General features: G+C 46.6%; 23 protein-coding genes and 1 tRNA gene. 9 read left to right on the plus strand and 15 right to left on the minus strand.

Annotated elements, in window-relative coordinates; genetic code table 11:
- The first annotated feature begins 368 nt into the window (after positions 1–368).
- Positions 369–965, plus strand: a complete 597-nt coding sequence (locus tag E5S67_RS12395; protein WP_172187547.1) for a Uma2 family endonuclease — start codon at positions 369–371, stop codon at positions 963–965.
- A gap of 213 nt (positions 966–1,178) precedes the next feature.
- On the opposite strand, the gene E5S67_RS12400 is transcribed toward E5S67_RS12395, so the two are convergent.
- Positions 1,179–1,598 carry a hypothetical protein gene (locus E5S67_RS12400; protein ID WP_172187549.1) on the minus strand — a complete coding sequence of 140 codons (420 nt, stop codon included), beginning with the start codon at positions 1,596–1,598 and terminating at the stop codon, positions 1,179–1,181.
- Between the two features lie 290 nt (positions 1,599–1,888).
- Here E5S67_RS12400 and gnd point away from each other — a divergent pair, with 290 nt between their 5' ends.
- The gene (gene gnd / locus E5S67_RS12405; RefSeq protein ID WP_172187551.1) at positions 1,889–3,343 is read left to right on the plus strand and encodes a decarboxylating NADP(+)-dependent phosphogluconate dehydrogenase; all 1,455 of its coding nucleotides are present in this window, start codon (positions 1,889–1,891) and stop codon (positions 3,341–3,343) included.
- A 66-nt stretch (positions 3,344–3,409) separates the two neighbouring features.
- Here gnd and E5S67_RS12410 read toward each other — a convergent pair whose 3' ends face one another.
- A complete protein-coding gene (locus tag E5S67_RS12410; protein ID WP_172187553.1) occupies positions 3,410–4,888 on the minus strand; it encodes an alpha-amylase in 1,479 nt (492 codons plus the stop codon).
- Positions 4,889–5,233: 345 nt separating this feature from the next.
- Here E5S67_RS12410 and E5S67_RS12415 point away from each other — a divergent pair, with 345 nt between their 5' ends.
- Both E5S67_RS12415 and arfB read left to right on the plus strand, forming a co-directional pair.
- Entirely contained in the window at positions 5,234–5,704 is a 471-nt protein-coding gene (locus tag E5S67_RS12415; RefSeq protein WP_172187555.1) for a restriction endonuclease, read from the plus strand.
- 72 nt (positions 5,705–5,776) lie between these two features.
- Positions 5,777–6,190, plus strand: coding sequence for an alternative ribosome rescue aminoacyl-tRNA hydrolase ArfB (gene arfB / locus E5S67_RS12420; protein WP_172187556.1), 414 nt, complete (start codon positions 5,777–5,779; stop codon positions 6,188–6,190).
- 39 nt (positions 6,191–6,229) lie between these two features.
- Here the strand turns inward: arfB and E5S67_RS12425 are convergent, their stop codons facing one another.
- From E5S67_RS12425 to E5S67_RS12440, 4 genes are all read right to left on the minus strand, one after another.
- Positions 6,230–6,499 carry a helix-turn-helix transcriptional regulator gene (locus E5S67_RS12425; RefSeq protein WP_172187558.1) on the minus strand — a complete coding sequence of 90 codons (270 nt, stop codon included), beginning with the start codon at positions 6,497–6,499 and terminating at the stop codon, positions 6,230–6,232.
- 235 nt (positions 6,500–6,734) lie between these two features.
- A complete protein-coding gene (locus E5S67_RS12430) occupies positions 6,735–7,016 on the minus strand; it encodes a helix-turn-helix domain-containing protein (RefSeq protein ID WP_172187560.1) in 282 nt (93 codons plus the stop codon).
- A 307-nt stretch (positions 7,017–7,323) separates the two neighbouring features.
- Positions 7,324–7,623, minus strand: coding sequence for a helix-turn-helix domain-containing protein (locus tag E5S67_RS12435; protein WP_172187562.1), 300 nt, complete (start codon positions 7,621–7,623; stop codon positions 7,324–7,326).
- A gap of 292 nt (positions 7,624–7,915) precedes the next feature.
- Positions 7,916–8,188, minus strand: coding sequence for a helix-turn-helix domain-containing protein (locus E5S67_RS12440; protein ID WP_172187564.1), 273 nt, complete (start codon positions 8,186–8,188; stop codon positions 7,916–7,918).
- Positions 8,189–8,545: 357 nt separating this feature from the next.
- On the opposite strand from E5S67_RS12440, the gene E5S67_RS12445 reads away from it, so the two are divergent.
- Together E5S67_RS12445 and E5S67_RS12450 are read left to right on the plus strand one after the other, a co-directional pair.
- Positions 8,546–9,544, plus strand: a complete 999-nt coding sequence (locus E5S67_RS12445; RefSeq protein WP_172187566.1) for a hypothetical protein — start codon at positions 8,546–8,548, stop codon at positions 9,542–9,544.
- 7 nt (positions 9,545–9,551) lie between these two features.
- On the plus strand, positions 9,552–9,713 hold the full coding sequence (locus E5S67_RS12450; RefSeq protein WP_246276752.1) for a hypothetical protein: 162 nt from the start codon (positions 9,552–9,554) through the stop codon (positions 9,711–9,713).
- A gap of 504 nt (positions 9,714–10,217) precedes the next feature.
- Here the strand turns inward: E5S67_RS12450 and E5S67_RS12455 are convergent.
- From E5S67_RS12455 to E5S67_RS12490, 8 genes are all read right to left on the minus strand, one after another.
- Complete coding sequence (locus E5S67_RS12455; protein WP_172187570.1) at positions 10,218–13,793, minus strand: hybrid sensor histidine kinase/response regulator; 3,576 nt, start codon at positions 13,791–13,793, stop codon at positions 10,218–10,220.
- A 576-nt stretch (positions 13,794–14,369) separates the two neighbouring features.
- A tRNA-Val gene (locus E5S67_RS12460) sits at positions 14,370–14,443 on the minus strand.
- Positions 14,444–14,529: 86 nt separating this feature from the next.
- Complete coding sequence (locus tag E5S67_RS12465) at positions 14,530–16,527, minus strand: serine/threonine-protein kinase (protein ID WP_172187572.1); 1,998 nt, start codon at positions 16,525–16,527, stop codon at positions 14,530–14,532.
- Between the two features lie 259 nt (positions 16,528–16,786).
- Positions 16,787–17,233, minus strand: a complete 447-nt coding sequence (locus E5S67_RS12470) for an SRPBCC family protein (RefSeq protein WP_172187574.1) — start codon at positions 17,231–17,233, stop codon at positions 16,787–16,789.
- A gap of 102 nt (positions 17,234–17,335) precedes the next feature.
- Positions 17,336–18,772, minus strand: a complete 1,437-nt coding sequence (gene zds / locus E5S67_RS12475) for a 9,9'-di-cis-zeta-carotene desaturase (protein ID WP_172187576.1) — start codon at positions 18,770–18,772, stop codon at positions 17,336–17,338.
- 60 nt (positions 18,773–18,832) lie between these two features.
- A complete protein-coding gene (locus tag E5S67_RS12480) occupies positions 18,833–19,189 on the minus strand; it encodes a type II toxin-antitoxin system PemK/MazF family toxin (RefSeq protein ID WP_172187578.1) in 357 nt (118 codons plus the stop codon).
- Positions 19,190–19,193: 4 nt separating this feature from the next.
- A complete protein-coding gene (locus E5S67_RS12485; RefSeq protein ID WP_172187580.1) occupies positions 19,194–19,448 on the minus strand; it encodes a hypothetical protein in 255 nt (84 codons plus the stop codon).
- Positions 19,449–19,563: 115 nt separating this feature from the next.
- Positions 19,564–21,207, minus strand: a complete 1,644-nt coding sequence (locus E5S67_RS12490; protein ID WP_172187582.1) for a DUF6930 domain-containing protein — start codon at positions 21,205–21,207, stop codon at positions 19,564–19,566.
- Between the two features lie 245 nt (positions 21,208–21,452).
- Between E5S67_RS12490 and E5S67_RS12495 the strand changes: the two genes are divergently transcribed.
- From E5S67_RS12495 to E5S67_RS12505, 3 genes are all read left to right on the plus strand, one after another.
- A complete protein-coding gene (locus tag E5S67_RS12495; protein ID WP_172187584.1) occupies positions 21,453–21,806 on the plus strand; it encodes a HesB/IscA family protein in 354 nt (117 codons plus the stop codon).
- Positions 21,807–21,931: 125 nt separating this feature from the next.
- Complete coding sequence (locus E5S67_RS12500; protein ID WP_172187586.1) at positions 21,932–22,348, plus strand: tetratricopeptide repeat protein; 417 nt, start codon at positions 21,932–21,934, stop codon at positions 22,346–22,348.
- Between the two features lie 196 nt (positions 22,349–22,544).
- Positions 22,545–22,742, plus strand: coding sequence for a hypothetical protein (locus E5S67_RS12505; protein ID WP_172187588.1), 198 nt, complete (start codon positions 22,545–22,547; stop codon positions 22,740–22,742).
- 163 nt (positions 22,743–22,905) lie between these two features.
- On the opposite strand, the gene E5S67_RS12510 is transcribed toward E5S67_RS12505, so the two are convergent.
- Complete coding sequence (locus E5S67_RS12510; RefSeq protein WP_172187590.1) at positions 22,906–24,537, minus strand: DUF3352 domain-containing protein; 1,632 nt, start codon at positions 24,535–24,537, stop codon at positions 22,906–22,908.
- Positions 24,538–24,608 lie beyond the last annotated feature (71 nt).

The following is a 24,608-nucleotide window of genomic DNA, read 5'->3' on the forward strand; positions in this document are numbered from 1 at the left end:
GCTCAAGCATTCTATTAAGTTATTAATACATTACTTGAAATTTCACGATATTCCCATTCCTGGGGCATTCATACCTTGATTCAGCAACGCCAATTTTCAGTAGAGTACGAGAAATATCGGAAGAAACCCGGTTCCTGGGATTAGCTGCGTGGCGAGAAACCGAAGAAACCCGGTTTCTGAGCGTGCGATCTTTTTGAGAAAATTGTCAGAAAGTGCGAGCTATAGCGGTTCTAAAAAAAGTGAGGTATGCCCTATGCCCACGGAGGCCTATGCCCACGGAGGCCTATGCCCTATGCCCAGTCGTACCTCATGTTTCTGAGAAAGTGCGAGCTATAATAAAACCAACCTAGTTGGCGATAATATCAACGATGGAAACTATAACTCTCAACCTACCTGCCGCCGTCGCTTTAACCGACGAACAATTTTATCAATTGTCCATCGCTAATGAAGAGTGGCGATTAGAACAAACCCCCGAAGGAGAACTAATTATTATGCCTCCAACAGGCGGCGAAAGCGGCATCAGAAATTCCGATCTCAACCTGGGACTCGGTTTGTGGAATCGTCAGACTCAATTAGGAAAAGTCTTTGACTCTTCCACTGTCTTTCAATTACCCAACGGTGCGAAGCGTTCCCCTGATGCTGCTTGGGTACTCCTAGAACGTTGGGAAGCATTATCCGCAGAAGATAAGCGCAAATTTCCTCCCCTGTGCCCGGACTTTGTAATTGAATTGCGTTCCCAAACTGATTCCCTAGAAACCTTGCGGGCTAAAATGCGGTATTATCGAACTAACGGCTGTCGCTTAGGTTGGCTAATTGACCCGCAAACGCCCTTAGTAGAAATCTATCGGTTGTCTGAAGATGTAGCAGAAGTGATTAATTTCTCTTTTGACCAACCGCCTACACTTTCGGGTGAAGATGTACTCCCCGGATTTCTTCTAGATATTACACCTATTCTCAATCCTTGAATTTCGATCCATTTTCTTTAGTTGGCTGGCGAGAAACCGGGTTTCTGCGAATAATTTGGGTTGAGTACGAGAGATATAGGAAGAAACCCGGTTTCTGGGATTAGCTGCGTGGCGATAAACCGGATTTCTGCGACAATTTTTGGTTGAGTATGAGAGATATAGGAAGAAACCCGGTTTTTAAGATTCTTGCGCCTCCGAAAAGTCGATCGCAAATTATCTCCCCGTCAGCGTATCCGCGTAAGGATCGGGCAAAGCTTGCTGCACTTCAAGCGACAAAGAATCTCCAGTCAACGGTTGGCTAATCAAATTTTTTTTTACCCCATCCCCCCGGCGATCGCGCTCTTGCAACTTCAGCAATTCCTCTTGATAAAGAGCAACAATTCGCCCTAAACTCACCACCAGATCATCCCAATTATCATCTCCTACCAACTTCTCAGAAATTCCCTCAAATAACTCTCCCGCTTGCCTTTTTTGAACATAAGCTTTCAACAGCTTTCCCGACTTTTGCAAAACTGCCTGATAAATTTCCCCATCTGACCACCACAACCCCTGTTGACTCAGCAGCCAAGTCAAAATATACTCGCGAGCGTGTTGTTCCTTCACCCAGGCCGCGAGATACTGCAAATCTTCCATAGTTACAGTCTCCTAAATCTTGCTCAAAATGTCCGCTTGTTTGTATCTACCGTTACTGCGATCGACTGAATATCTGCTTTATTATCACCCGCCGAGCTCTTTAATATCCCTTAAATCTTAAAAAAACCCTACTGATTTACCAAACAGCAATTCTGGGAATATAAAAATAAACTTAAACCTCCTAGGTCTATTGTCCAATACTTTTAGTCCACCGGAAAGCGGTAAACCCCGCCTCGCTTTCCTCTCTCGCAAACCTATCCTCAAGCGGGAACAACCAGCGGGTTATTAGCATGACAAAGCAAAATTTTGGTTTAATCGGTCTAGCCGTGATGGGCGAGAACCTAGCACTCAACGTCGAAAGCAGAGGCTTCTCCGTGGCTGTGTACAACCGCACAGCAGCCAAAACCGACGACTTCATGGCCCTGCGCGCGCCCGGCAAGAACATTGTAGGCACCAAGACTCTGACAGAATTCGTCGATGCCCTAGAAACCCCGCGCCGAATCTTAGTCATGGTGCAAGCTGGGAAACCCGTAGATGCGGTCATCGACCAGCTCAAACCCATGCTGTCACCGGGCGACATGATTATTGACGGCGGCAACTCGCTATACGACGACACCGAACGCCGCACCAAAGATTTAGAATCGATCGGACTGGGATTTGTCGGCATGGGCATCAGCGGCGGCGAAGAAGGCGCGCTCAACGGTGCTAGTTTGATGCCCGGTGGCACCCGCACTGCTTACGGTCTACTAGAGCCAATTCTCACCAAAATTGCGGCTCAAGTAGATGATGGCCCCTGCGTCACATTCATCGGCCCGGGCGGCGCCGGTCACTACGTGAAGATGGTTCACAACGGCATTGAGTACGGGGATATGCAGCTCATTGCTGAAGCCTACGATTTGCTCAAAAACGTTGGTGGATTGGACGGCAAGCAGTTGCAGGAAGTTTTTGCCGAATGGAATACCACAGACGAACTCAACTCGTTTTTGATTGAAATTACGGCTAATATTTTCAAGTACATTGACCCGGAAACTAAGCATCCCTTAGTTGAGGTAATTATGGACGCAGCGGGTCAGAAAGGCACCGGCCGCTGGACTGTAATGAGTGCTTTGGAATTGGGCGTGAGCATTCCGACAATTATTGCTGCTGTGAATGCCAGAATCATGTCTTCTTATAAAACAGAGCGCGTCAAAGCTTCCCAAGAACTAACTGGGCCTAGCGCTAAGTATGAAGGCGATACTAAAGAGTTTGTCAACAAAGTTCGGGATGCGCTTTACTGCTCGAAGATTTGCTCCTACGCGCAAGGCATGGCGCTGTTGAGCGCGGCCTCGAAGTCGTACAACTATGACTTGAGTTTGAGCGAAATTTCCAGAATTTGGAAAGGTGGCTGTATCATTCGGGCTGGGTTTTTGGACAAGATTAAAAAAGCTTTCAAGGACGATCCCGCGCTGCCGAATTTGCTGTTAGCGCCGGAGTTCAAACAGAGCATTCTCGATCGCCAATCAGCTTGGCGGGAGGTGTTGGCTACTGCTAGCACGCTGGGGATTGCAGTGCCAGCCTTTAGCGCGTCGCTGGACTATTTCGACAGCTACCGGCGCGAAAGATTGCCGCAAAACCTCACGCAAGCTCAGCGTGATTATTTCGGGGCTCACACCTACGAACGCACCGACAAACCGCGCGGCGAATTCTTCCACTCTGAGTGGACGCAGACTGCTAAAGAGTCGCTGCAAACCGGTACTACGGACTAATTAATTTTGGTAGGGTGCGTTTCGGCGCACCTTACAGATAGACAATGAGATTACTGCCAACAGATATTATTCCTGAACCCACACGGATACTGAACCGCCTTGACAGCGAAACTCGCCCCAACCCCTCTCGTTAGTAGAAACAGGTTCCTTTATATGCCCTGTTAAGTCCACAAACTTAGCATGAGGTTTACCAACTTCCATCCACTTGAAACCCTCCGGGCCGTCACTCATAATTACTGCCATTGCCTGTGGATGTTTCCCATTGCCCAATCTCGTCCAGCCAATGGTATTCCAATGATCGAAATAGTCATACTGAGGGCCGTAAGCGAAGTGTTTGCGAGCATACAGCAACTTGTCAATTAGCCATCGATGAGAGGGCAAAACAATCTTATACCGATTGCCATCACGCCCCCAATCTTCATATTCTGCACCATAATAATCGCCGTAGAAAACGCAGGGATAACCTTCTCTTCGCAATAGAATAATCGCATAAGCAAGAGGTTTAAACCAGGGTTCTACAACAGATTCAAGTGCTTGCAGCGGTTGGGAGTCGTGGTTTTCCACAAACGTGACTGCATGAGTCGGTTGCTGCTGCATCATTGTACCGTCTAAGATGCGCCGCATATCGTAGTTACCGCCCTGTTGGCTGGCGTAATGAAAGTTGTAATGCAGTGGCACATCAAAAACTGACATTTTGCCCTTAACTGAACCGACATACCAGTGCAGGATATCGATATTTGGTGCCCAATACTCACCGACAACAAACAAATCTTTGCCGACATATCGCTCCATTTCATCCAACCATTCCGCAAAAAACCAAGACGATATGTGCTTGATTGCATCTATACGGAAACCGTCGGCACCTGTTGTGTCGAGATACCACTTACCCCAGCGTGTAATTTCATCTCTTACCCATCGATCCTGGAAATCTAGATCGCACCCCATTAAATATGCAAAATTGCCATTTTCTAGGGCAACATAGTCATCAAAAATTCTCCCTTCTATCAAATAGACTGTGCCGCGATCGTCTGGATTGTATTCGTTGTAGTCTACTGCGTCAAAATGCCACGAGTGCCATTCAAATTGGGAATATTTACCTTTGCGTTCGGGAAAGTTAAAATTGGTGTAGCTTTTGATTTCTTGCAGCGCACCTTTGGGATTTAGCCGATTGTGGTAAGGATAAGGAGTTGCCTTAAATATCTCTGCTGCATCTGCACCCATTTTGTGGTTGATAACTACATCGGCATAGATTTGGATCTGAGATTTGTGCAGGGCTGCGATCGCATCCAAATATTGCTGCTTAGTACCATATTTGGTGCGAATTGAACCTTTTTGGTTGAATTCTCCCAAATCAAATAAGTCGTAAACCCCATATCCAACGTCGCTTTTCCCGCCCATTCCTTTGTAAGCTGGGGGCAGCCACAGTGCGGTAAAACCCGCATCTGCCAATTCTTTCGCTTGATTTTTTACCTCATCCCACAGGGTTCCTCGATCGGGAAGGTACCAGTGGAAATATTGCATCATCGTGCCGTTGATATCTGCCATTTTTCACCCTTGCCTTGAGATGATATTGACAATGTAAGGCGATCTTAGGCTACAGCATTGCCCATTGTCACGGTATCCGCATTAATTTTTTCTAAAACTCCGGTTTGGGTGTGATTAAAGTTTTGTTACATTTCTCAACTATAAAATCTTTTGATTTTCGCCTGACTCTTTGAACCATACTGGAACTTGAGTGCAGACAAAAAGCCCAAGTCCAATATCTGGAATCTAAAAGAATCAGTAAGTAAGATCACAATGTGCTTGTGATATTACTTGCGGTCTTAGTAGATAACTATACTGAGCAAATCTGCTACCATCATAACTACTCCTTTTAAAAAATGTAATTTTATGAAATCTTTTATAGTAAGAGCCGCTGCCGTTTTGGGTGTGATTGCGACATCGGTATTGGATACATTGAAAGAAGAAGAGGAAAAAAAGCGTTTATTAGACAGTGGTATTCTGGAAGTGGATGAAATGACGGGAAAAGAGTTTGAGAAATTTCTAGAGGTTCATTTTATAAACTTTGGTTATACTGTTACTTTAACTCAAGATAGTCAAGATTATGGGGCTGATTTAATTTTATACAAAAATGGATTAAAAACCGTGGTTCAAGCGAAAAGAAGCAAAAATCCGGTTGGAATTAAAGCAGTTCAAGAAGTAGCAGGAGCAGTCAGACATTACAAAGGCAATAAAGGCCTAGTAATCACCAACAACAGATTTACCGAAAATGCTTGCAAACTTGCTAAATCTAACGAGGTAGAGTTATGGGATAGAAAAAAAATCATCGAATTCATCCTGACAGCTAAAAATTGTAAATAACTTATCTATCAAAGTAAGTTATATATAAAAGATACACTGCTTTCCCGGTATATTTAATCTCACTGATCAATCATGCTACAAATTTCTAACACTGTGTTCATAGACGATCGCGAAATCGAGATTAGTGCGATTCGCTCTCAAGGCGCGGGGGGACAAAATGTAAATAAGGTAGCGAGTGCTATTCACTTGCGCTTTGATATCCCAGCTTCCTCATTGCCCGATCGCTACAAGCAGCGTTTGTTGCAAATCAACGACCAGCGCATCACCTCCGAAGGTGTGATTGTCATCAAAGCTCAGGAACACCGCAGCCAGGAACAAAACCGGGAGGAGGCTTTGAGACGGCTGCAAGAACTGATTAAAAGTGCGATCGTCATACCGAAAAGGCGCAAACCCAGCAAAGCGACTCGTAGTTCCCAGCGCAAGCGTCTCGACAGCAAAACCAAGCGAGGGCAGATTAAAGCTCTGAGAGGGAAAGTCACGGATTGATCGATGAAAGGTCGATCGGGCTTTTTGAGTTTTTACTTGTCAGCCGGGATTTGGTGGGCCTAAATCGTTAGGTAAATCGTTAAGCGTTTTTCCCAAAGCTTTGCAAAGAGCTTTCATTTGAGCAATGGTCAGTTCTGGTTCGTCTAGTCCTCGTTCCCAGTTACTGATTGCTTGTTGACTTAGGGTTTTTGCGCCCGTTTTGTCGGGAATTTGTTTTGCTAAAGCTGCTTGCGATAAACCAACAGCCTCTCGCAAGATTTGCAGTGCTGGTATATCTTTGGACTCTTGAGTTTGTTTCTTTCGGGGCATATCATGGGAAATTTACAAGCAAACTTGTTGACAACCGCGAGGTTTACAAGTATCCTTGTTAAAGATAGAGACAACAGAAAGGCCGCTGCTTTAGCCGGACGGTGGAAACGCTTTGGTTTAGCAAGCTGCCCTATTTGTAGTTTCTACCCATTATGCCTGCATAGCCCAACCTATTTTCCGGGCTTGGGTGCATGACTCAAACCCGTTTCCCTAGACATTTCCGAACCCCTGCGGGTTAGTTGTCGTTCGGCGAGGGCGATCGACTTGGTAAGTCATCGGGAATTTTTGTTACGTCTAATCCTAAAACCTCAAACATAGTTTTTAGAGAAACCTGGTACAGGTTAGCCATAGCAAGTATGTTTTCAGCATTAGGTAGAGCCTTGCCTAATTCCCAGTCAGCTTGTCTTCGCTCGGAAATTCCAATTTTTTCTTTGACTTGAGGGCGTGTTAGTCCAGCTTGTTCTCTGAGTAGTCTCAAAGGAGACTTCTCCTTTTCTTGTAAATCTTCTTCTATCATAGGACGAAATATTCATGATGCAAACGTCTTGACCAAAACTTTGAGAAGACGTAAACTTCATGTTGGTAGGCACAACAAAGGCAGCTCAACGAGCCTCCTTTCGTCAAAATGCAGGTTTGAAGAACCGCCTTATTTGTAGTGTCTACCCATTATGCCTGCATAGCCTTAGTATTTTCGGGGCTTGGGCGCATACCTCAAGCCTCTTTTCCTCAACGCCGAGGAGGTGATTCCATGTAAAAAGTCGATCGACCTCACAGCCCAACTCAAAATTGTATCAAATGTCAACACCATGATTTAGCTGTACTTGTTAGTTGTCGTTCGGCGAGGGCGATCGACTTGGTAAGTCATCGGGAATTTTAGTTACATCTAATCCTAAAAGCTCAAACATAGTTTTTAGAGAAACCTGGTACAGGTTAGCCAGTGCAGCTACGTTTTCAACAGTTGGCATGGACTTTCCTGATTCCCAGTCAGCTTGCATCCGCTCAGAAACGCCGATATGTTGTTTGACTTGAGGGCGGGTTAGCCCAGCTTGTTCTCTGAGAAGCCTTAATGGAGACTTCTCCTTTTCTTGCAAATTTTCTTCCACAGTGCATGAAGTTTGTTTCATGAAGCTAACCTCTTGACTTGGTTGTTTTGATGAAGTACACTTCATGTAGAGCCACCCAAAAAAAGGCGGCCGGGCGAGCCTACTTTCGTCAAAATGCAGGTTTGAAGAACCGCCTTACTTGTAGTCTCTATCAATTGTGCTTGCATACCCAAGCGTATTTTCGGGGGTTGGGCGCATACCTCAAGCCTATTTCCTCAAGCCCGAGGAGGTGATGCCATTTAAAAGGTCGAGCGACCTCACAGGACAGTTTAAAATTGTATCAAATATCAAGACCATGATTTAGCTCTGTTTGTTAGCTGCCCCTCGGGGGTACGTAATCATCAACAAGCCCTGAAACATCTAGCCCGATCGAGTGACAGAACTGTTTCAAGCTAATATTTAGTGCTGTACAGATGGCTATTGCAGTATCAACTCTGGGTTTTTGTTTTCTTTTTTCTATTGAGTACAAAGTATCTTCAGAGACTTTCCCCGTCAGTTGCTGGCTAAGCTCTCGGCGACTAAAGCCCCTGTATTCTCTAATTTCTGCAAGGCTCATTTCGTATAAATCCCGTACTTCTTGATTCATGGTGCAGAATATTTCGTAGTTTACCCTTGACAAAAGCCGTAAGTCTGACTAAACTACGAATAAGGACATAGCAAAGCGGTTGGGCGAGCCTCCTTTCGTCAAAATACAGGTTTGAATAACCGCCTTATTTTTAGTGTCTATCAATTGTGCCTGCATACCCAAGCGTATTTTCGGGGGTTGGGCGCATACCTCAAGCCCCTTTTTTCTCAACGCCGAGGAGGTGATGCCATGTAAAAGGTCGATCGACCTCACAGGAGTGCCCAGCTCAAAATTGTATCAAAGATCCAGACCAAAACTTCTACTTTGCGATCGCACAACTTCCGTGCTATCGTGCCCTTTCTCGAACCATTCCAGATCATGTCCACATCAATTGACAACTTCTACCTAGGCGATGTCGCCTCCAACTTTCACTTTGCAGGCCCGCTGCTAGACTTTGAAGAAGAAATCCAGAATCAATCTCCCTTTCACGATTTAGACTACCTGACAGGCGAAATTAAAAGGGGATTCCTAGACTACGTGCGTCAAGGAATCATGCTGGACGCGATCCGAAAACTGCGATTGTACAAACACAAGTTCAAAACTTTTAAAAGTTACTGCGAACAAGCATTAGGCAGACAGTATTTTTACTGCACGCAAATTATCAAATCTGCTGGCATTTGCCTGCGCTTAATTAAAGCCGGATTTGAGATTTTGCCGAGCTGCGTTGCTCAAGTTGTCCCTTTGTTCAAACACGCAATCACCGACCAATACGGCGACAGTCCTTTACAGGAAAAGTGGCAAGAAGTTGTTGATGTCATACCAAAAGAAAGGATTACGGCAGTAACTATTGCCGAAACTGTTGACAACAATCCCAACCTCCGGCTCAAACAAATTCGGATTAAAACCGACACTTACGCCCTTTTAACCAAAAAAGCAGCCGCAGCCGGACTGTCAATTTCGGAATTTTTGGCAAGGTTGGTTGACGAATACAATCCCAGAAATGTAGAGCAGCCAGCGGAACATACTCCCGAACAAGAGGAGATTTTAGACCAATTAGACGCGGAGTTTAAGAAGCCGGCAACGGAACAGACTTCAACTTCGGCCCAAGGAAAAGTTAAGTCTAAAGGTTTTGGAGTCAAAATTGAGCCTAAAGGTGGTAAAAGGGAAGTAAAGGCGAAAAGTTCGGAAGGGGAAGTAAAGGCGAAAAGTTCGGAAGGTGAAGTTAAGTTGAAAAATCGGCAAACTGAAATCAAAGCCGAGAAACAGTCGAATTCATTTAAAGAGAAAAATCATGAAGTCATCTGCCCAAAATCCAATCATGCGTCAACTGAAATTAATGGAGGTTCAACTGAACGAAATTCAGTGCCACCTTATTAAAGCCACTGTGTTGAATTGGTGGCAAATAGTTTTGCCTGACGGTCAGAAGATTGCGATCGAGCACGCGGGCGGCGGACACTGGATTTTTCGGGCTAACGGGCTTGAGAAATCTCATCCAGAAGTGCGGCTAGCGGTGTTAAGGGCGATCGCCGAAGGCTGTCGCCGATAAGTTACGGCTAAGGACACGGCGCGGTGCCGTGTCCTGAGATGGACTGGCGATCGGATTTGATATGATTTGGAGATGCTGGGGGCGATCGATATTAGTTGCGTTTACTGTCGCAATTTCCCAACTGTGGGGCAAAGTTTAAAGTTCCCGCGTTGTGGGCCCTGGGCTGGTGTCAATGATGTTTTATGGGGTTTGGGGAGAGGACGGAGTATCATAAATATTGCTAAAACTGAGGTAGATTATCCCCACAGTGCTTACCCTTCACGCTGCGCTCAATGCCATTGCTCCTATTGCTCCGGGCTGGTTACGCTTGTGGGTTCCCCCTGAGTGGTTTGAGCGATATAGGGGTTCCGTCTGTCGCTAATAGCAATGCCTTAGCAGAGCCTGTTCCTCAATCTATGCCAAGCACCATTAGGCTAATCCTCAATTCGTGACATTTTCCCAGACTATACTCAAAAGACATCTCCAATAATCAACTTGAAATCCTTGTACCGAGGTCGCTGAAGCTTAATTTTGGGAGATGTTTAATGCTCTGCTTATCCCAATTGGATCGAGCAATTGCTCAATTGTCTGCACTAACATTTCCGGCTCAACCGGCTTGGAAAGATGCCTTTGAAAGCCAGCATCTAGCGCTTGCTGCTGATTGATGTCTCCGGCACAGGCAGTAAGTGCGATCGCGGGAATCAGTCCTCCCTGCTCTGTGGATAGTTGTCTGATTTGACCAATCAACTTATAGCCATCAATTTGTGGCATTCCAATATCAGCAATCAAAACATCTGGCTTAGATTCATTAAGTAGTTGTAGCGCATCTGTTGCTGAAGATACAGAGATCACGGTGGCTCCCGCTTGCTCCAAGATACATTGAACTAACTCTAAATTGTCTAGTTCGTCATCGACTGCCAGGATACATAATCTAGCCAAGGGTGAAGTGTGAGCATTGAGTGATAGATTTTCCTTCCGATCGCTGTTTGCATCATTGTTTCTGGCTAATAAGGGAAATGTGACAGTAAATGTTGCTCCCTGTCCTTCTACAAAACTTTCGGCTTTGACAGTTCCACCATGTAGCTCAACGACGTGACGCACGATCGCTAATCCCAGCCCTAACCCACCAAATGTTCTCGTAATACTGCTATCGGCTTGTCGAAATGTGTCAAAGACATAGGGAATAAATTCTGGCTGAATCCCTTTCCCTGTATCCCTGACTTGAATTTGAGCAGATGAATCAATCGTTTTTAGCTCAACTTCAACTCTACCTCCAGTTGGGGTGAACTTAATTGCATTGGTGAGCAAATTCCAGACAACCTGTTGCAATCGGGTAGCATCTCCTAACACATCGCCCACATTGAGTTCTAGCTGAGTTTTAATTTGAATGTTCTTCGCTTCGGCGGCTAAACTAACTGTTTCGATCGCGGCTTTAAGAGTTGTTTTCAAATTAATTGGAGTAGAATTAAAACTCAGCTTGCCTTGCAGAATGCGAGAAATATCAAGCAAATCCTCAATCAGTTGAACTTGCAACTGGGCGTTGCGTTCAATCGTTTCGAGAGCTACCGCCGTTTTGCCAGAATCCAGGTTTCCCCTTCGCAGGAGTCGAGTCCAACCCACAATCGGATTCAACGGAGTTCGCAATTCGTGTGACAAGACAGCTAAGAACTCATCTTTAATTCGGTTAGCTGCTTCTGCTTGTGCCCGTGCTTGCGATTCTGACTCGTAGAGCCGTGCTCGGTCGATCGACTGCGCCGACTGCTGTGCCAGTGCCAAAACGAAACTGCGATCGCTCTCACAAAGCTGGGGAACGGTCGAAAAACCGAGCGATAGCCCACCAACGGCTTGTCCTTCAATTAACAATGGCACTGAAATCCAGGCTTCTGAACCAACCTTGGCATAAGCTTCGGCTAAATCAGGATAACGGGCAATTCGGTTTTCCATAGTTTCTAGCCAAACAGGTTGCCCAGTTCGCACGGCTTCTGCGAGAGGATAGGGCGCATGAATCGAAAAACTGCGCAGAAATTCTCCTACGTGCTCATACCCGATCGCTTGAATAATCTCCAGTTCGCTTGCCTTCTGGTTTAATACCGCAACCAAACCACAACTCGCTCCCAGTGCAGACATTCCCTGTTCAATAATCACCTGAGCCACTTGAGCCGAGGTTAGCGATTCAGACAAAGCTGTCATCACCGCCAGCAGTCGAGCCGTCCGGTTAGCAGCGAGTTCGGCGGCTAATTTCGCTTGTTGTGTTTCATTATAGAGACGAGCGTTATCAATGGCGATCGCTGCTCGCTGAGCCAAATCTTCAGCCAGAGCAATGTCTTCCAGGCAATAGCGGCGATCGGATTCAGTAAACACCAACGTAATGCTGCCCAACACGCGCCCGCGTGCCTGTAGCGGTGCAATGATGCAGGACTTTAACCCAACTCCACGTAAGATTTCCAGGTATTCAGCATTCGGCACTGCGGCAACTAACTGTTCATCGGTAATCTCAATTGCAATTTCAGCCTGTCCTGTTTGCATGACTTTAGCAATGCCATACCCATCATCGAGATGTCTGGGAAAGCGTCGATCCAACTCCCAGGCAAACTTCACTTTTTCGGGATCTGAATGAGCCACCGCAACCCGATCGATCGTGCGATCGTCATTCAGCAGATCGACACTACACCAATCTGCAAAATAAGGAACTGCCAGCTTTGCAACGCTTTGGAGAGTTTGTTCATACTCTAGTGAAGAGGAAAGGACAGCACTCACTTGGGCTAAAAATGCTGATTGTTGTTGAGAATTCTCTGCTACAGCACGGGCTGCCTGTTCTTGAACAAGCTGTACTCGTTCGTCTTCGGTTTGCTTGCGTTCAGTAATGTCGCTGAAAGCAGCAATGATATTGATAATTTGTCCCTCTGCGTCAAACAAAGGGGAAGCATTGATCGAGAGAATCCTGCGAGTTCCATCGGCATGGCTAATGCCATGTTCAATACCATAAACAGGCTCACCTGTTTGCATCACCCTCGCAAACGGCAGTTCATCTTCTGGGAAAGGATGACCCTCCACGGTTGTAATGAACCAGGATGGATCGTTATAGCCTCGCTCCACAATGTCGCTGAGAGTCAATCTTAAAATCCTCTCTGCTGCCCTATTTGCCGCAATAATCTGTCCGGTAGAATCTAGAATGGTGATCCCATCAGGAATAGTTTGGAAGATGCTCGATAATTGCGCTTCACCCTCACGCAGAGCAGTTTCTGCCTGCTTGCGCTGTGTAATGTCGTGCATCACGACAACTGCACCCTGTTTTTCGCCGTTTGCGGCAATAATTGCCTGTCCAGTTGCTAACAGCATTCGTGCAGTTCCCTGCTGCGGAACAATCATCATTTCCACATTACGAACGTTCTGTCCTTGCAATGCCTGAAACAGGGGAATATCCTCTGTATTCATGCGTGTTTTGCCGTCTGACAAATACAAGTCATAATATTCAGCCCATTGATCCGCTGGAACTGGCTGCTGAGGTAATCCATGAAAATCTTTAGCTGCTTGGTTAAATACCGTCAATATGCCATCGGCATCGCAAGCCACAATGCCAGCTTGAACGTTGTTTAGGATTGCTTTCAAAAAGTCCTGTTTTTTCTGAAGAGTGGCTTCCACCTGCTGGCACTTAGCGATTTCGGCTTTCAATTGTCGATCGACTTCAGATGTTTCAGTAGTATCTTGGAAGTAAAGAAGTAAGCCATCTTCACTCTTGATGAGGCGAATTCTCAACCACTTGTTGAGTGAGGGGTAGTGTTCTTCAAACTCGATTGCAGTTGGCGTTGCGATCGCTCGATGGGAATACTTATATAGCTCAGAGGTAAGATCGACCGAAAATACAGTCCATATATTTTTGCCTATCAGGTGTTGCCGCTTCCTGTTTAAAAGCTGCTCTGCTTTATGGTTGACATAGGTGCAGTGCCACTCTGAATTAATAGAAATGAAGGCCTCAGCCATGCGATCGACTATCACCGCAAATCGTGCTTCGAGTGCTTGGCAGTCCGTACATAGCTCTTGAGGAAAATTTACAGTAAGCTCTTCTCGATGATTCAAGGAGTTTGTACGTTCTACATTCATTGCGGTTCGTCCTGCCTATTTACCTATTCTGCCAGTTATTGTTAGGGAATCAAGATGTACAGGACTTACGCAGAGATCCCCCTAGTTCCCCTTTTTAAGGACTTTGACTGTTCCCCGCTAAAAAAGGGGGGATCGAGGTTTTAGGCTTTTGGTGCGTAAGTCCTAATATATAGTATGCGCCAAACCTCAGCCATTCAATGTTTAAGCAAACGGGCATCGCAACTGATGGGACAGCACCGCTACAAATTCGTCTTTAATCCGGTTAGCGGCTTCTGCTTCGGACAGTGTAAGGTGCTCGCATTCTAACATTTGTTTTCGTTCTTGTTCTGCTTGCTTGCGCTTTGTTCGCGGATGCGGATGGTGCCTACGAGAATCGGGCTAGCGTTTCTTTAACACCGAACTCATGCAAACTGCGCAACTGCTCAGCAACAGCCTCGACGAAACGTGGCGACTGTACTAAATCTCTGACCTAGACATATTCTGTCATTCCTAATTGAGAATGCCAAATCTAGCAGTTTGGTTGTAGAAACAAGTTTTAGAAACAACAAAACCCGCTTTGTGGGCGGGTTTTAAGTATGGACACAACTGGACTCGAACCAGTGACCCCTACGATGTCAACGTAGTGCTCTAACCAACTGAGCTATGCGTCCTCACGAATTCCTAATGTAGCACAACCTTCGATCGCCTGTCAAGCATAAATATGAGATTTGTTAGGCGGGCACTTTTGACATCGCCCCTAATGCCCAATCCCCCGCCAAATCTTCACAGTTCGATCGCCCGCACCGCTAGCCAAACTCCCCCCATCAGCACTAAACGCCACCGACAAAACTTCCCCGCCGTGGCCCGTCAGAATTTCCAGCAAACCTCCCGTACCCGCATCCCACAAATAAATCGTGCCATCCCGACTCCCCGTCGCCAAAACCCCACCATCGGGACTGAACGCCACACACAAAACATCCCCAGAATTGTCCCTCATACTCCGCAACAGCGTCCCTCGCCCCTGTGCATCCACCCGCCACAGCTTCGCCGTACCATCCCGACTCCCCGTCGCCAAAATCGATGATCCTTCTGCATCTCCCCCCCTTACCAAGGGGGGGCTGGGGGCGGTCGGAGCAAAAACGATCGCCCGCACCCAATCCCCGTGCTCCGCCAGAGTACAAATCGATCGACCATTTTGCCAATCCCACAACTGCACAGTCTTGTCCCGACTGCCGCTAGCCAAAAACTCCCCGCCAGCACTAAAAGCCACCGCCTCCACCCCGCCAGCGTGACCAATCAAAGCCGACATCCGCCTTCCCTTATTCAAATTCCACAACTGCACAGTTTTGTCCCGACTGCCGCTAGCCAAAACCTGACCGTCCCGACTGAAGGCCACAGCATAAACCCTATCCTCGTGACCCCGCAAAGCGTACCACCACTTACCCTTATTCAAATCCCAAATTTGAATTGTTTTATCACGGCTGCCACTAGCCAAAGTCGCCCCATCAGGACTAAACGCCACACAAGTCACCCAGTCAGAATGACCCGTAAGAGTGTACCACCGCTTACCCGCATCCAACTTCCACATCTCGATCGTCTTGTCCTCGCTGCCGCTAGCTAAAGTCCCGCCGTCTGGACTGAAAGCTACCGAGGTGACAGCATTAGAATGCCCTACCAGAGTATGAACACACCTCCAAGTAGGCGCGCGTGCGGGCACAACCCGCTGCATCGGCGGCACAGGTAAAATTGTGCCTGCAAGCGTTGGCGGCACTGCATTCTGCACCACAGGCATCCTCTGCGGCATAGAAATAGCAGGGGCCGCCGGAGTCGGAACCTGCACCGCCGACTGCTGCGGCTGCAAATCTTTCAATACCTCAGCTACTGATTTGTAGCGGCGACTGAGACTTGGTTCGATCATTTTGTCGAGGATGCGACTTAATTTCGGATCAATTGGAACTTTCAAAAAGTCTCGCCAAACCCAAACATCTTGATTGATATCGAACAAATCAAAAGGAGATATTTGAGTCAGCAAATAAAGGCAAGTTACTCCCAAACTGTACAAATCGCTGGCATAAACCGCTTGACCTCTAATTTGTTCCGGCGCGACGAATTCGGGAGAACCGATGACTGTACCGGTTTCTCTCAAACCCTCCACAACTTTTGCAGCGCCAAAATCAACTAAAACTAATTCCCCGGTTAATGTGGGGTAAGTATAAATTATGGGAGTTTGAGAAATGCGGCGGCGGATAATATTGGGAGGTTTAATATCTCGGTGAATTACACTGCGATCGTGCACGAACTGCAATACTGGCAATAAATCCTTCAGCAGACTGAGAATCTGGCTTTCGCTGAAAGGCCCCGCCCGCGCCAACTCTTGCTGTAAATTCTGACCTTCTATAAATTCCTGTACCAAATACTGATAGCGTTCCTGCTGAAAGTGCGCCAGCAGTTCGGGAATTTGCGGGTGTTTCCCCAACTCGTCCAGCCGCACCGCTTCTCGGTTGAATAATTCTGCTGCTTTTTCGCTGCTGCTGGTACCTTGGGATAGGGGGAAAAACTGTTTAATTGCACAGCGCGGTTTTGAGGGTTTGTCTTCGTCTACTGCTAAAAAAGTGCGGCCGAAACCGCCGCGCCCGAGGGGTTTGATGGCGCGGTAACGCTCTCTCAGCAACAGTTTGGAGCCGCAATTCAGGCAGAATTGGGTACGATCGGCATTTTGCGGGTTTTGACAGGTGGGGTTTAGGCAGTAACTCATAACTGAAGCGAGAAGGAATCAGCAGCATCTTTCTATGATACTGAGGCAAAAGGGCGATCGACTCTCGCGTTACAATTATAGTCCTGGACGCACGGGCAACAATAAACCGGGTTTTTCACCAAAATATTTGCTTAAAACTTTCAATCTCGGTTCAAAAACCCGGTTTCTTTGTTCGGGTGCATAAGTCCTAAGTTAGAAATAAAAAAACTAAAGTCATGACTACTAACCAGTTTGTAGTCATGACTTCCTTCCTCATAATTTAAGATGTCGCCTTAACTTTCAGAGCATACTCTTTAAACCTTTCCAAGTCAGCCATAAGAGTCGATTCAACTACTCGCGCTAGAAATGAATTGTCCATCAATTTTGCCAGCCAGCCGGGAACTCCATAAGCTACTGTCAGTTTGACAATGCTGCTGTTTTTGCGATCGTAAAATCTTACCGCACCCCGATTTGGCAAACCGTCTACCGATTCCCACTGAATTATCTGATTCGGCACTAATTTTAGAATCCGAGAAAGCCAGCTAAATTCTAACCCGCCAGTTGCGAGTTTCCAGCGCGATAATTCCGGGTTGTCTTCGAGAACGCGAACTGATTCGATCCACTTCATCCAGCGCGGCATTTGCTCTAAATCTGACCAGAGTTGCCACGCTAATTCGATGGGAATTGCCACTTCTACTTGGACGCTGTGTTCTAACCAATCAGTCATGCGATTTTAGATTTTAGATTTTAGATTTTAGATTGAAGAATTGTTGCTTTTTTGTTCCCAGGCATTGCCTGGGAACCAGAGAAAACGAGAGACGACTAATGACTAATGACTGTAAGCTTCGAGAATTGCCTTAGCCGCTTGATGGCCTGAAAGTGTTGCTCCTTCCATGCTATCAATGTAGTCTTGCTGAGTGTAACTTCCTGCTAGAAAGAAATTGGCGATCGGAGTTTTTTGAGCAGGGCGGAAAACATCCATTCCCGGTGCTTCGCGATACAAAGATTGAGCGAGCTTAACTACACTGTACCAAGTCATGTTTAATTCCCGCGCTGACGGGAATAAATCCTGAACTTGCTTGAGTACGTGTTGGGCGATCGCCTCATTGCTTTGTTTAATAAACGGATCTCCCGGTGTCAGCACCAACTGCAGCAGCGAACCTTGTCCTTCTTGATAATAATCCTTGGGACTTGTCAGCGCCAAATCTGCAAAACAAGAAAAATCTGCATCTGCTGAATATAGCAAATTATCGATTCCTACAGCGTGGCTCAACTGTTTGCGCTTGGCTTCGTCTTCCAGTTCCGTTACCCAACCGTCGAATCGCAATTGTACTGTAGCAACCGGCACCGCATCTAACTTATAAATGTTGTCAAATTCCGACCATTTGCGCCAAGCTGGGGGCAATATTTTCTGAATTCCTGGCACGTCGCAGGCGAAAACGTAAGCGTCTGCGGTAATATTTTCTTCTGTTTCGCCGTTAGCTACTAGCAAGCCTGTCACGCTGGTTTTTTCGCCTTCTTCAAACTGAATTTCTCGGACTCGGCGCCGCGTATAAATTTTTGCTCCTTTCTTTTCCAAATATTCCACAATTGGTTTGTGCAAATATTCGTTGGGAGAACCGGCCAGCATCCGCATGACAGAGGCTTCGGTTTTCGATGCAAAGAATTGAAAGATTGTCAACATACAGCGGGCTGAAATATTTTCAGTGTCGATAAAACCCAGTGCGTAGGCGATGGGATTCCACATTCTTTTGAGCGAGTTTTGGTTGCCACCTTGGCTGCGGAACCAGTCAGCGAAGCTAACTTTATCCAAATCGCGGATAGTTTTCATTGCCCCGTCAAAGTCTATCAAACCTCGGACGATCGGGCTAGTTCCCAGGGCGATCGCATTTTGAATTTTGTCTTGTACAGATAGCTGGGATGTAGTAAAAAACGCCTTCAATCCGTGCAAAGGAGCACCCACGGGAAAGCGAAAATCCAAAGAACCAGTTTCGCCGCCTCGATTGATAAAAGTGTGGACGTGTTCTTTGAGGAGCAAATCGTCAAAAGCCCCCACTTTTTTCATCAGGGCAAATAAGTTATAATAGCAGCCGAAGAAGACGTGCAAACCCATTTCAACGTGATTGCCGTCGGGATCTACCCAACTGCCGACTTTGCCGCCGACAAAGGGGCGGGATTCAAAAATTTCTACTTCGTGGCCGGCATCCACTAAATCGACTGCTGTGGTCATTCCAGCCAGTCCCGCACCTGCGATCGCAACCCGCATTTTACCTATCCTTTACAGTATTTTTACAAATTGTAACAAAATTTAGAATTTCCGAAACATTCAAAGTTCATAAATGCCGATCGACACTTGTATAGCCATCTGAATTCTTGCTAGGACATCGGCACTAAGTTGACCGTATGGGCCTTGTTCCAGATAAGTCTTTTGGACGGTTATAATTTGCTCGCAGACAGCCAGCGAGTCAGATTCTAACCCTCCTTCACCAGCAGGAATCAAAACCCGAGTCGGAGTTTCGCCCCCTCTCAAATCGCTAGTAAAAGGGACAATCAGTACAGTACGGCTCAATTCATTCCGGCTATCTATGGAAACGACAGCAACAGGACGCTTTTTGGTATCTCCGATCGTTCGCAAAGCTCTAACAAGATAAACTTCGCCTTGTCGCGGATAAGCTTCTGTCATTGTCTCAAAGACCTTCCTCTATTAAAATTTCTTCCATTTGTTCCTGAGCCAATGTTGCCCATTCTTCCTCAAACTCAATATCTTCTTGGCTGCGGTTTTGATAAAACTTCCGCAACTTATCTTCTATTTGCTTAGCGTACCAGAGACGGAGAGCTTGTTCGATCGCCTCCGTCCAATTATCAGTAAGCTGGTCTATTTTATCAGCTAATTCACCATCAATTGAGACTAACACTTCTCGCTTTTGAGTAGAATTTGACATAATCATTCTCCTGAATAATTTAAAAACTACTGTGCGCTGCGGCGCACCTTACAAATTACTTTTACCTCTTCCTTCTCACAACAGTAAACAGTCAACAGTCAACACTCAACTAACTTCAAAACATCGGCATCAACTGAAGCGGCCCAATTCCCAACTCTTTAGCAGAAACCCAGCGCACCTCAAGCAAAGCAACCATATCCTTAAACTGAGGCTGACCGCGAGAAGCACCCATCAACCCTTTAGCAATAATCAAACCGCACCAACCGTTCGTTAATTTACAGCGGCGATCCCACTTTTGGCGAGCTTCCTGATGCACCGGATCGTTTTCATTAAACTCCCCAAACAAATACAGATCCCCATTTTTGGTTTGCAAAATACCCAAGTCGTATTGCTCATCCTGAAAAGGATTTTCGCCCGGATTAAAACCAATTGCCTTCACCCCTCCAGCTTCTTTCAAATCCTGGATCATCGTTTTCGCCTTCGGATGAGAAGTTTGGATCATCACCACCGGCAAACCATCTCCGGCGGTATTAATATCACTTTCTGCACCTTGGTGAAACTGGACACTTGCGCGCAGGAACTCTACGGTTTCCCAAGGTACGGCGCCGAGACTCAAAAATGAATTTTGCGGCACCAAATCATCCCGCAGCAGTGGCATTTCAAATTCTTCATCATCCTCATCATCATCGTCATCACCGAGCATCTGTAATAATTCATCGGACACGTCGGGCATTGTCGAAACTTTAACGGATACCTGTTGAATTTCTCCGTCAGACTGCGGAACCGGGATGCGGTAGCGACTGTTGAGATTGGGAAACGTCTCTGCTCCCAATTTCCGGCGGCCGTTGCGGAAAAAGCGGTGAAATGCTTCGAGAGCAACTAACATCGTGAGGGCTTCTTCTTCGTAAAGAATCGATCGCAATCCTTCTAAAGGATGCAGGTTGCCGAAATTTGGTTCAATTTCCGATGGAGGCAAATCGGCTAAATCAATTTCTTCTTCGTCGTCCTCATCAATATCTGTGGAACTTTCAAAGGTGAGAAACAAACAGTCTTGCCCTAAAAAAGCCTGTTCTAAATCTTCAAAGGATTCATCGTTGACGACTCGTTCTCGAAACCGCTTCAAGGATTCTAGAGAGCGGTACAGTAAAACTCCGTAATCCATTCTGCCTTGCCCCAATACGGACACGTAGAGGCTGGCGACATCCCACTGATTGATTTCAATAGATATAATTTGGTGTTCGCTCAAAGTCCGCCACGGAGCATCTTGCCAAATTTGAGCAGCTTTTTCCATTAAAACTTCAGCATACTGAGGGGGCAACTCAGGAGGTCTGTTGATCGCGACCTCTTCCATGCCGCGAAATATTTCGTCAATTAAGGGCAATTCCGGCACGTAGTCAATGGAAATGCTTAAATCTTGAAGTACGCCCCGCAGATAAAATTGAATTTCTCGGTTTTTGACTACTATTTTTTGGGGCCGACCTGCGGGGGCCGGACTTTGGGGATGTTCCATTGCCCGTAGCAGGGCCCGGACGATCGCCTCTGGGCCGGCATCTGGGCCTACCATGTCCATAGCCCTCACGACGCCTTCGGAGCCATCGACCCAGAGAATGCACTCGCCACCAGCTTCTAGAACGTCATCGTCATCTATCATCAGGTGTGAGTCAGCATTAGATAAGGGTCGGCGATCGCCCTCCCACACGCTGGGAATTTGAGGTAAGTTTTGTAGCCGACGAAGAGTAGTGCGATTCAGCGCTGCCATAGAGTAAGCCCGTTGGGTGAAGCATTGTTGCGGTGCCGGTAGCCGGTCAACCGCTGCTTATCAATCATAAACCCTATAGGGGGAGAGGACATCGAGCTTGGGAACGAGGCCCCACGGGAATTAAAAATTAGAAGCTAAAAATTCGGCCTTCAGCATCTAACCCAAGGCCTTCTGGCGAATGCCTGTACAATGGAGGCATAAGATTAAACTCTTAGCATTAGACAATCTCAGGAGTTCGGCAAATTATGACTCAAGCCACTTCACAAAAGCGTGGAATTCAAATGACGGACTCTGCTGTCCGTCAAGTTTTAGCTCTGAGAGAGAAGCAAGGTAAAGACCTCTGCTTGCGGGTAGGAGTGCGCCAGGGCGGCTGCTCTGGTATGTCTTACGTGATGGATTTCGCAGATCCCAGCACTGTGAAATCCGACGATGAAGTGTTCGACTACGACGGTTTTCAGGTAGTTTGCGATCGCAAGAGCATTCTTTATCTCTACGGTTTGGTTCTCGACTTCAGCGATGCTATGATCGGGGGCGGCTTTCAGTTTACTAACCCCAACGCAACTCAAACTTGCGGCTGTGGCAGTTCTTTTTCTACATAAATCGCAAAATAGAGCATTGGGGATTGGTAATTGCTAATTGCTGAGAATGCCTCGGACTGCCTTGTTGCGTCCCGCACCCCATGCTCTTTTCCATCTAAAATCTCAAATCCCAAATCTAAAATCGAATGACCCCTGAAGAATTGTTTAAAGACGGTTTCGATCGCTACCAAGCTGGCGAAGCCCCGGCTCATCTGATCCCCGTGTTTAAAGAAGTGTGCGAGAAAGCTCCCAAAAATGGCAATGCCTGGGCTAGCCTCGCGTGGCTCTACCTGTTAGAAAATAAACCCGCACCGGCTCAAAAGGCAGCGAAAACAGCCGTTAAATTGAACCCTCACGACCCCCAAGCTCGCATCAACCTAGCAGTAGCAATCCTCGATCTCAAAGAAAAAGGAGTGCGCCCCCATGTAGAAGTGGCTCAGCAACTCCTGATGGCTTCCGAAGAGTTGCTCGACGAAGTTAAAAAAAATTTTGAAGAAGGATTAAAGAGAAAACCCGACTGGAAGAGTCTCGCCCGCGTTAAACAGTGGCTTCTGGAGCCGTAACCGCGCAAACAAGTCGATTTTGAGGCGGGGATCGACGAAAGTGGCTTTGCGGTTTATTACGATGTCGTAATAAATCAATAAATAACTTTATGGAAAACTCAGAAAGTCAGTGCTAGTATTTGAAAACTTAGACGATTCACAAATCCGCTCAGCGGTTTTCAGATTTTACTACGATAATACTAGGAGTTGTAAAAACATGAGCAATGACAGCCACGTTAACATCAAACCAGCAACCCGCAACCACAAAGGTTTCTTTATTCAGCCCGCTTCTTACAAATTGATGAGCATCGATAAATCCGGCTGGGCGTTGATTTGTATGGACAAAGCAGTTTGTCACTATGTAGATCCTGATGATTTGCAATTGCCGAATAAATCGGGAATGTCTGAAGGTTAATTCTAAAGTTTTGAGAGACTTTAAGATGCTTTATTTTGAGTAGCTGCCCTCCCTGGAGGGCAGCATCTTTTTTTGGTCAGAAAAAAGTCCGGCCACGAAGCCGTGTACGGGATTTATTTAAGGGATAGAAGGATAGAAGGAAAAATTACCGATTACAACTTCCCTAATTGTTAGATTTGAACGCAAAAAGCATCTCCAACTGCGCTGTTGAGGGTGCTGTCGAAGCTGTGGCTACGCTAACTCCTCGGAGAGAATTCAACAATTCAGCAGCGGGCGGCGAAACTAAATTTGGCTGTACTGCGAGCAAATATTGGTTAGCCCAAGACATGGTTTTTTCCATATCTATGTAAAAGTAACCTTGGTTGGCTTGCGGTAAAGAAGTGGCGATCGCCTGAAAACTCGGACTGCTGCTTAGCGGTTGCGGTGGCATCGAAGTAATCACATCGACTAAAGGCCCGCCGAAAGCTACAAACACAGAATTTTCATTCAGCCAACCGTGTCCGAATAAAGTGCCTTGCTGGGGTATTTGCCACTCCGTAACTTCTTTGCCTTGAACTTGTCTGGGGGCGACACTGACTGTAGGATTGCTTTTGGCGATCGCATCGAGTTTTTTCAGGGTTGCTTCTGCAGCAGGGCGATCGCTCGTTTCAAAAATCATCGCCGCCCCCATCCCCAACTGAGACAAAATGCCTTGATTGGAACCGATCGCCCCGATCGCAAATTCCCCATTCATCCAACCAAAAACATCCCGATCCGCATCCAAATCCAACCGCTTAAAACTATCCCTCACCTGCTGAACTCCCCTGTCAACTTCCGGGCTATCTTTTGCCTCAGCGGTTGCTTGCGACCAAATTTTATCGATTCCTTTGCCACCGACTAAAGCAATAGTTTCATCCGGAAATCTGGGCAACAATTTCGATGCAAATTGTGGATTTTGCTGCACGAATTTAGGGTCTAACTGAGCAATAGTTTTTACCCTCAATCCCTCACTATCCGCCCCAATTCCCGCAACCAAAGACTTGACTTGTTTGAACTGCGAAAACACAGTCCAAGGCAACTGGATATCTGCGGGCAAATTAGCTTTCAATTGCTCAATTGCCGCAGGATAGTCAGAAATATAAACAGTTGCGATCGGATTCTTGACACCAGCACTCTCTGCAAAAAACTTAGTTGTGCTCTGCTGGGTGGCGAGGGAGGGTTCTCCTTTAAAAGTATCGATCGCCAATTCCACAGGCTTCTTCAAAGGAGCCATCACTAATTGGTCGTTCAGCAAAGCCACACTGTAGCGCTTGCCAGTTGGCTCTGCAATCTCATAAATTTTAACTCCCTTATACTCGGTTTCTTGAGTAGTTGCACCGGGCTGAGATTTTAATTTATTAGCAAAATTCCAAGCGCTAATTTTATTTTTCACACTGACTATTACCAGCAGTTTTGGAGGCTCTGTATTCGCCGCAGCATCAGGGGGCAGCAAAGCGACCATCACCCCCCCCAGCCAAGGCTTTAAGTCCCTGTCAAAGTCGATTTGAGTACCTGCCAAGCTTTGTTCTTGAAAGGCCTTCAAACCCTGACCGACCAACTTTTGAGCCCCAGGGGTGCCAAATCGCTGCAACTTTGACAGCGCTTGGGGATTGGGGGAGATAAACGCGGCCATCATTGCTTCGTCGGGCACAACTTTGGCGCTGTCTTGAGGGTTGGATACTTGTTGGCCCAAACCCTGGAAGTAAAAGTAGACCGCGGCGCTACCTGCTGCGGCGATGGAGGCAGCAATTAGAAGCTTTGATTTTTTTGCAGGCATGGTTTGTGTTCCTCGTGTCCCATATCAGTTTAATCAAAATACAGAAAGCTTGTCGGGAGGCGATCGAGGCT

Source organism: Microcoleus asticus IPMA8 (genome assembly GCF_013179805.1).
Lineage (GTDB): Bacteria > Cyanobacteriota > Cyanobacteriia > Cyanobacteriales > Microcoleaceae > Microcoleus > Microcoleus asticus.

Coding starts and splice junctions, on each gene's coding strand:
- E5S67_RS12395 (WP_172187547.1), top strand. CDS start 369: ATGGAAACTATAACTCTCAACCTACCTGCCGCCGTCGCTTTAACCGAC.
- E5S67_RS12400 (WP_172187549.1), bottom strand. CDS start 1,598: ATGGAAGATTTGCAGTATCTCGCGGCCTGGGTGAAGGAACAACACGCT.
- gnd (WP_172187551.1), top strand. CDS start 1,889: ATGACAAAGCAAAATTTTGGTTTAATCGGTCTAGCCGTGATGGGCGAG.
- E5S67_RS12410 (WP_172187553.1), bottom strand. CDS start 4,888: ATGGCAGATATCAACGGCACGATGATGCAATATTTCCACTGGTACCTT.
- E5S67_RS12415 (WP_172187555.1), top strand. CDS start 5,234: ATGAAATCTTTTATAGTAAGAGCCGCTGCCGTTTTGGGTGTGATTGCG.
- arfB (WP_172187556.1), top strand. CDS start 5,777: ATGCTACAAATTTCTAACACTGTGTTCATAGACGATCGCGAAATCGAG.
- E5S67_RS12425 (WP_172187558.1), bottom strand. CDS start 6,499: ATGCCCCGAAAGAAACAAACTCAAGAGTCCAAAGATATACCAGCACTG.
- E5S67_RS12430 (WP_172187560.1), bottom strand. CDS start 7,016: ATGATAGAAGAAGATTTACAAGAAAAGGAGAAGTCTCCTTTGAGACTA.
- E5S67_RS12435 (WP_172187562.1), bottom strand. CDS start 7,623: ATGAAACAAACTTCATGCACTGTGGAAGAAAATTTGCAAGAAAAGGAG.
- E5S67_RS12440 (WP_172187564.1), bottom strand. CDS start 8,188: ATGAATCAAGAAGTACGGGATTTATACGAAATGAGCCTTGCAGAAATT.
- E5S67_RS12445 (WP_172187566.1), top strand. CDS start 8,546: ATGTCCACATCAATTGACAACTTCTACCTAGGCGATGTCGCCTCCAAC.
- E5S67_RS12455 (WP_172187570.1), bottom strand. CDS start 13,793: ATGAATGTAGAACGTACAAACTCCTTGAATCATCGAGAAGAGCTTACT.
- E5S67_RS12465 (WP_172187572.1), bottom strand. CDS start 16,527: ATGAGTTACTGCCTAAACCCCACCTGTCAAAACCCGCAAAATGCCGAT.
- E5S67_RS12470 (WP_172187574.1), bottom strand. CDS start 17,233: ATGACTGATTGGTTAGAACACAGCGTCCAAGTAGAAGTGGCAATTCCC.
- zds (WP_172187576.1), bottom strand. CDS start 18,772: ATGCGGGTTGCGATCGCAGGTGCGGGACTGGCTGGAATGACCACAGCA.
- E5S67_RS12480 (WP_172187578.1), bottom strand. CDS start 19,189: ATGACAGAAGCTTATCCGCGACAAGGCGAAGTTTATCTTGTTAGAGCT.
- E5S67_RS12485 (WP_172187580.1), bottom strand. CDS start 19,448: ATGTCAAATTCTACTCAAAAGCGAGAAGTGTTAGTCTCAATTGATGGT.
- E5S67_RS12490 (WP_172187582.1), bottom strand. CDS start 21,207: ATGGCAGCGCTGAATCGCACTACTCTTCGTCGGCTACAAAACTTACCT.
- E5S67_RS12495 (WP_172187584.1), top strand. CDS start 21,453: ATGACTCAAGCCACTTCACAAAAGCGTGGAATTCAAATGACGGACTCT.
- E5S67_RS12500 (WP_172187586.1), top strand. CDS start 21,932: ATGACCCCTGAAGAATTGTTTAAAGACGGTTTCGATCGCTACCAAGCT.
- E5S67_RS12505 (WP_172187588.1), top strand. CDS start 22,545: ATGAGCAATGACAGCCACGTTAACATCAAACCAGCAACCCGCAACCAC.
- E5S67_RS12510 (WP_172187590.1), bottom strand. CDS start 24,537: ATGCCTGCAAAAAAATCAAAGCTTCTAATTGCTGCCTCCATCGCCGCA.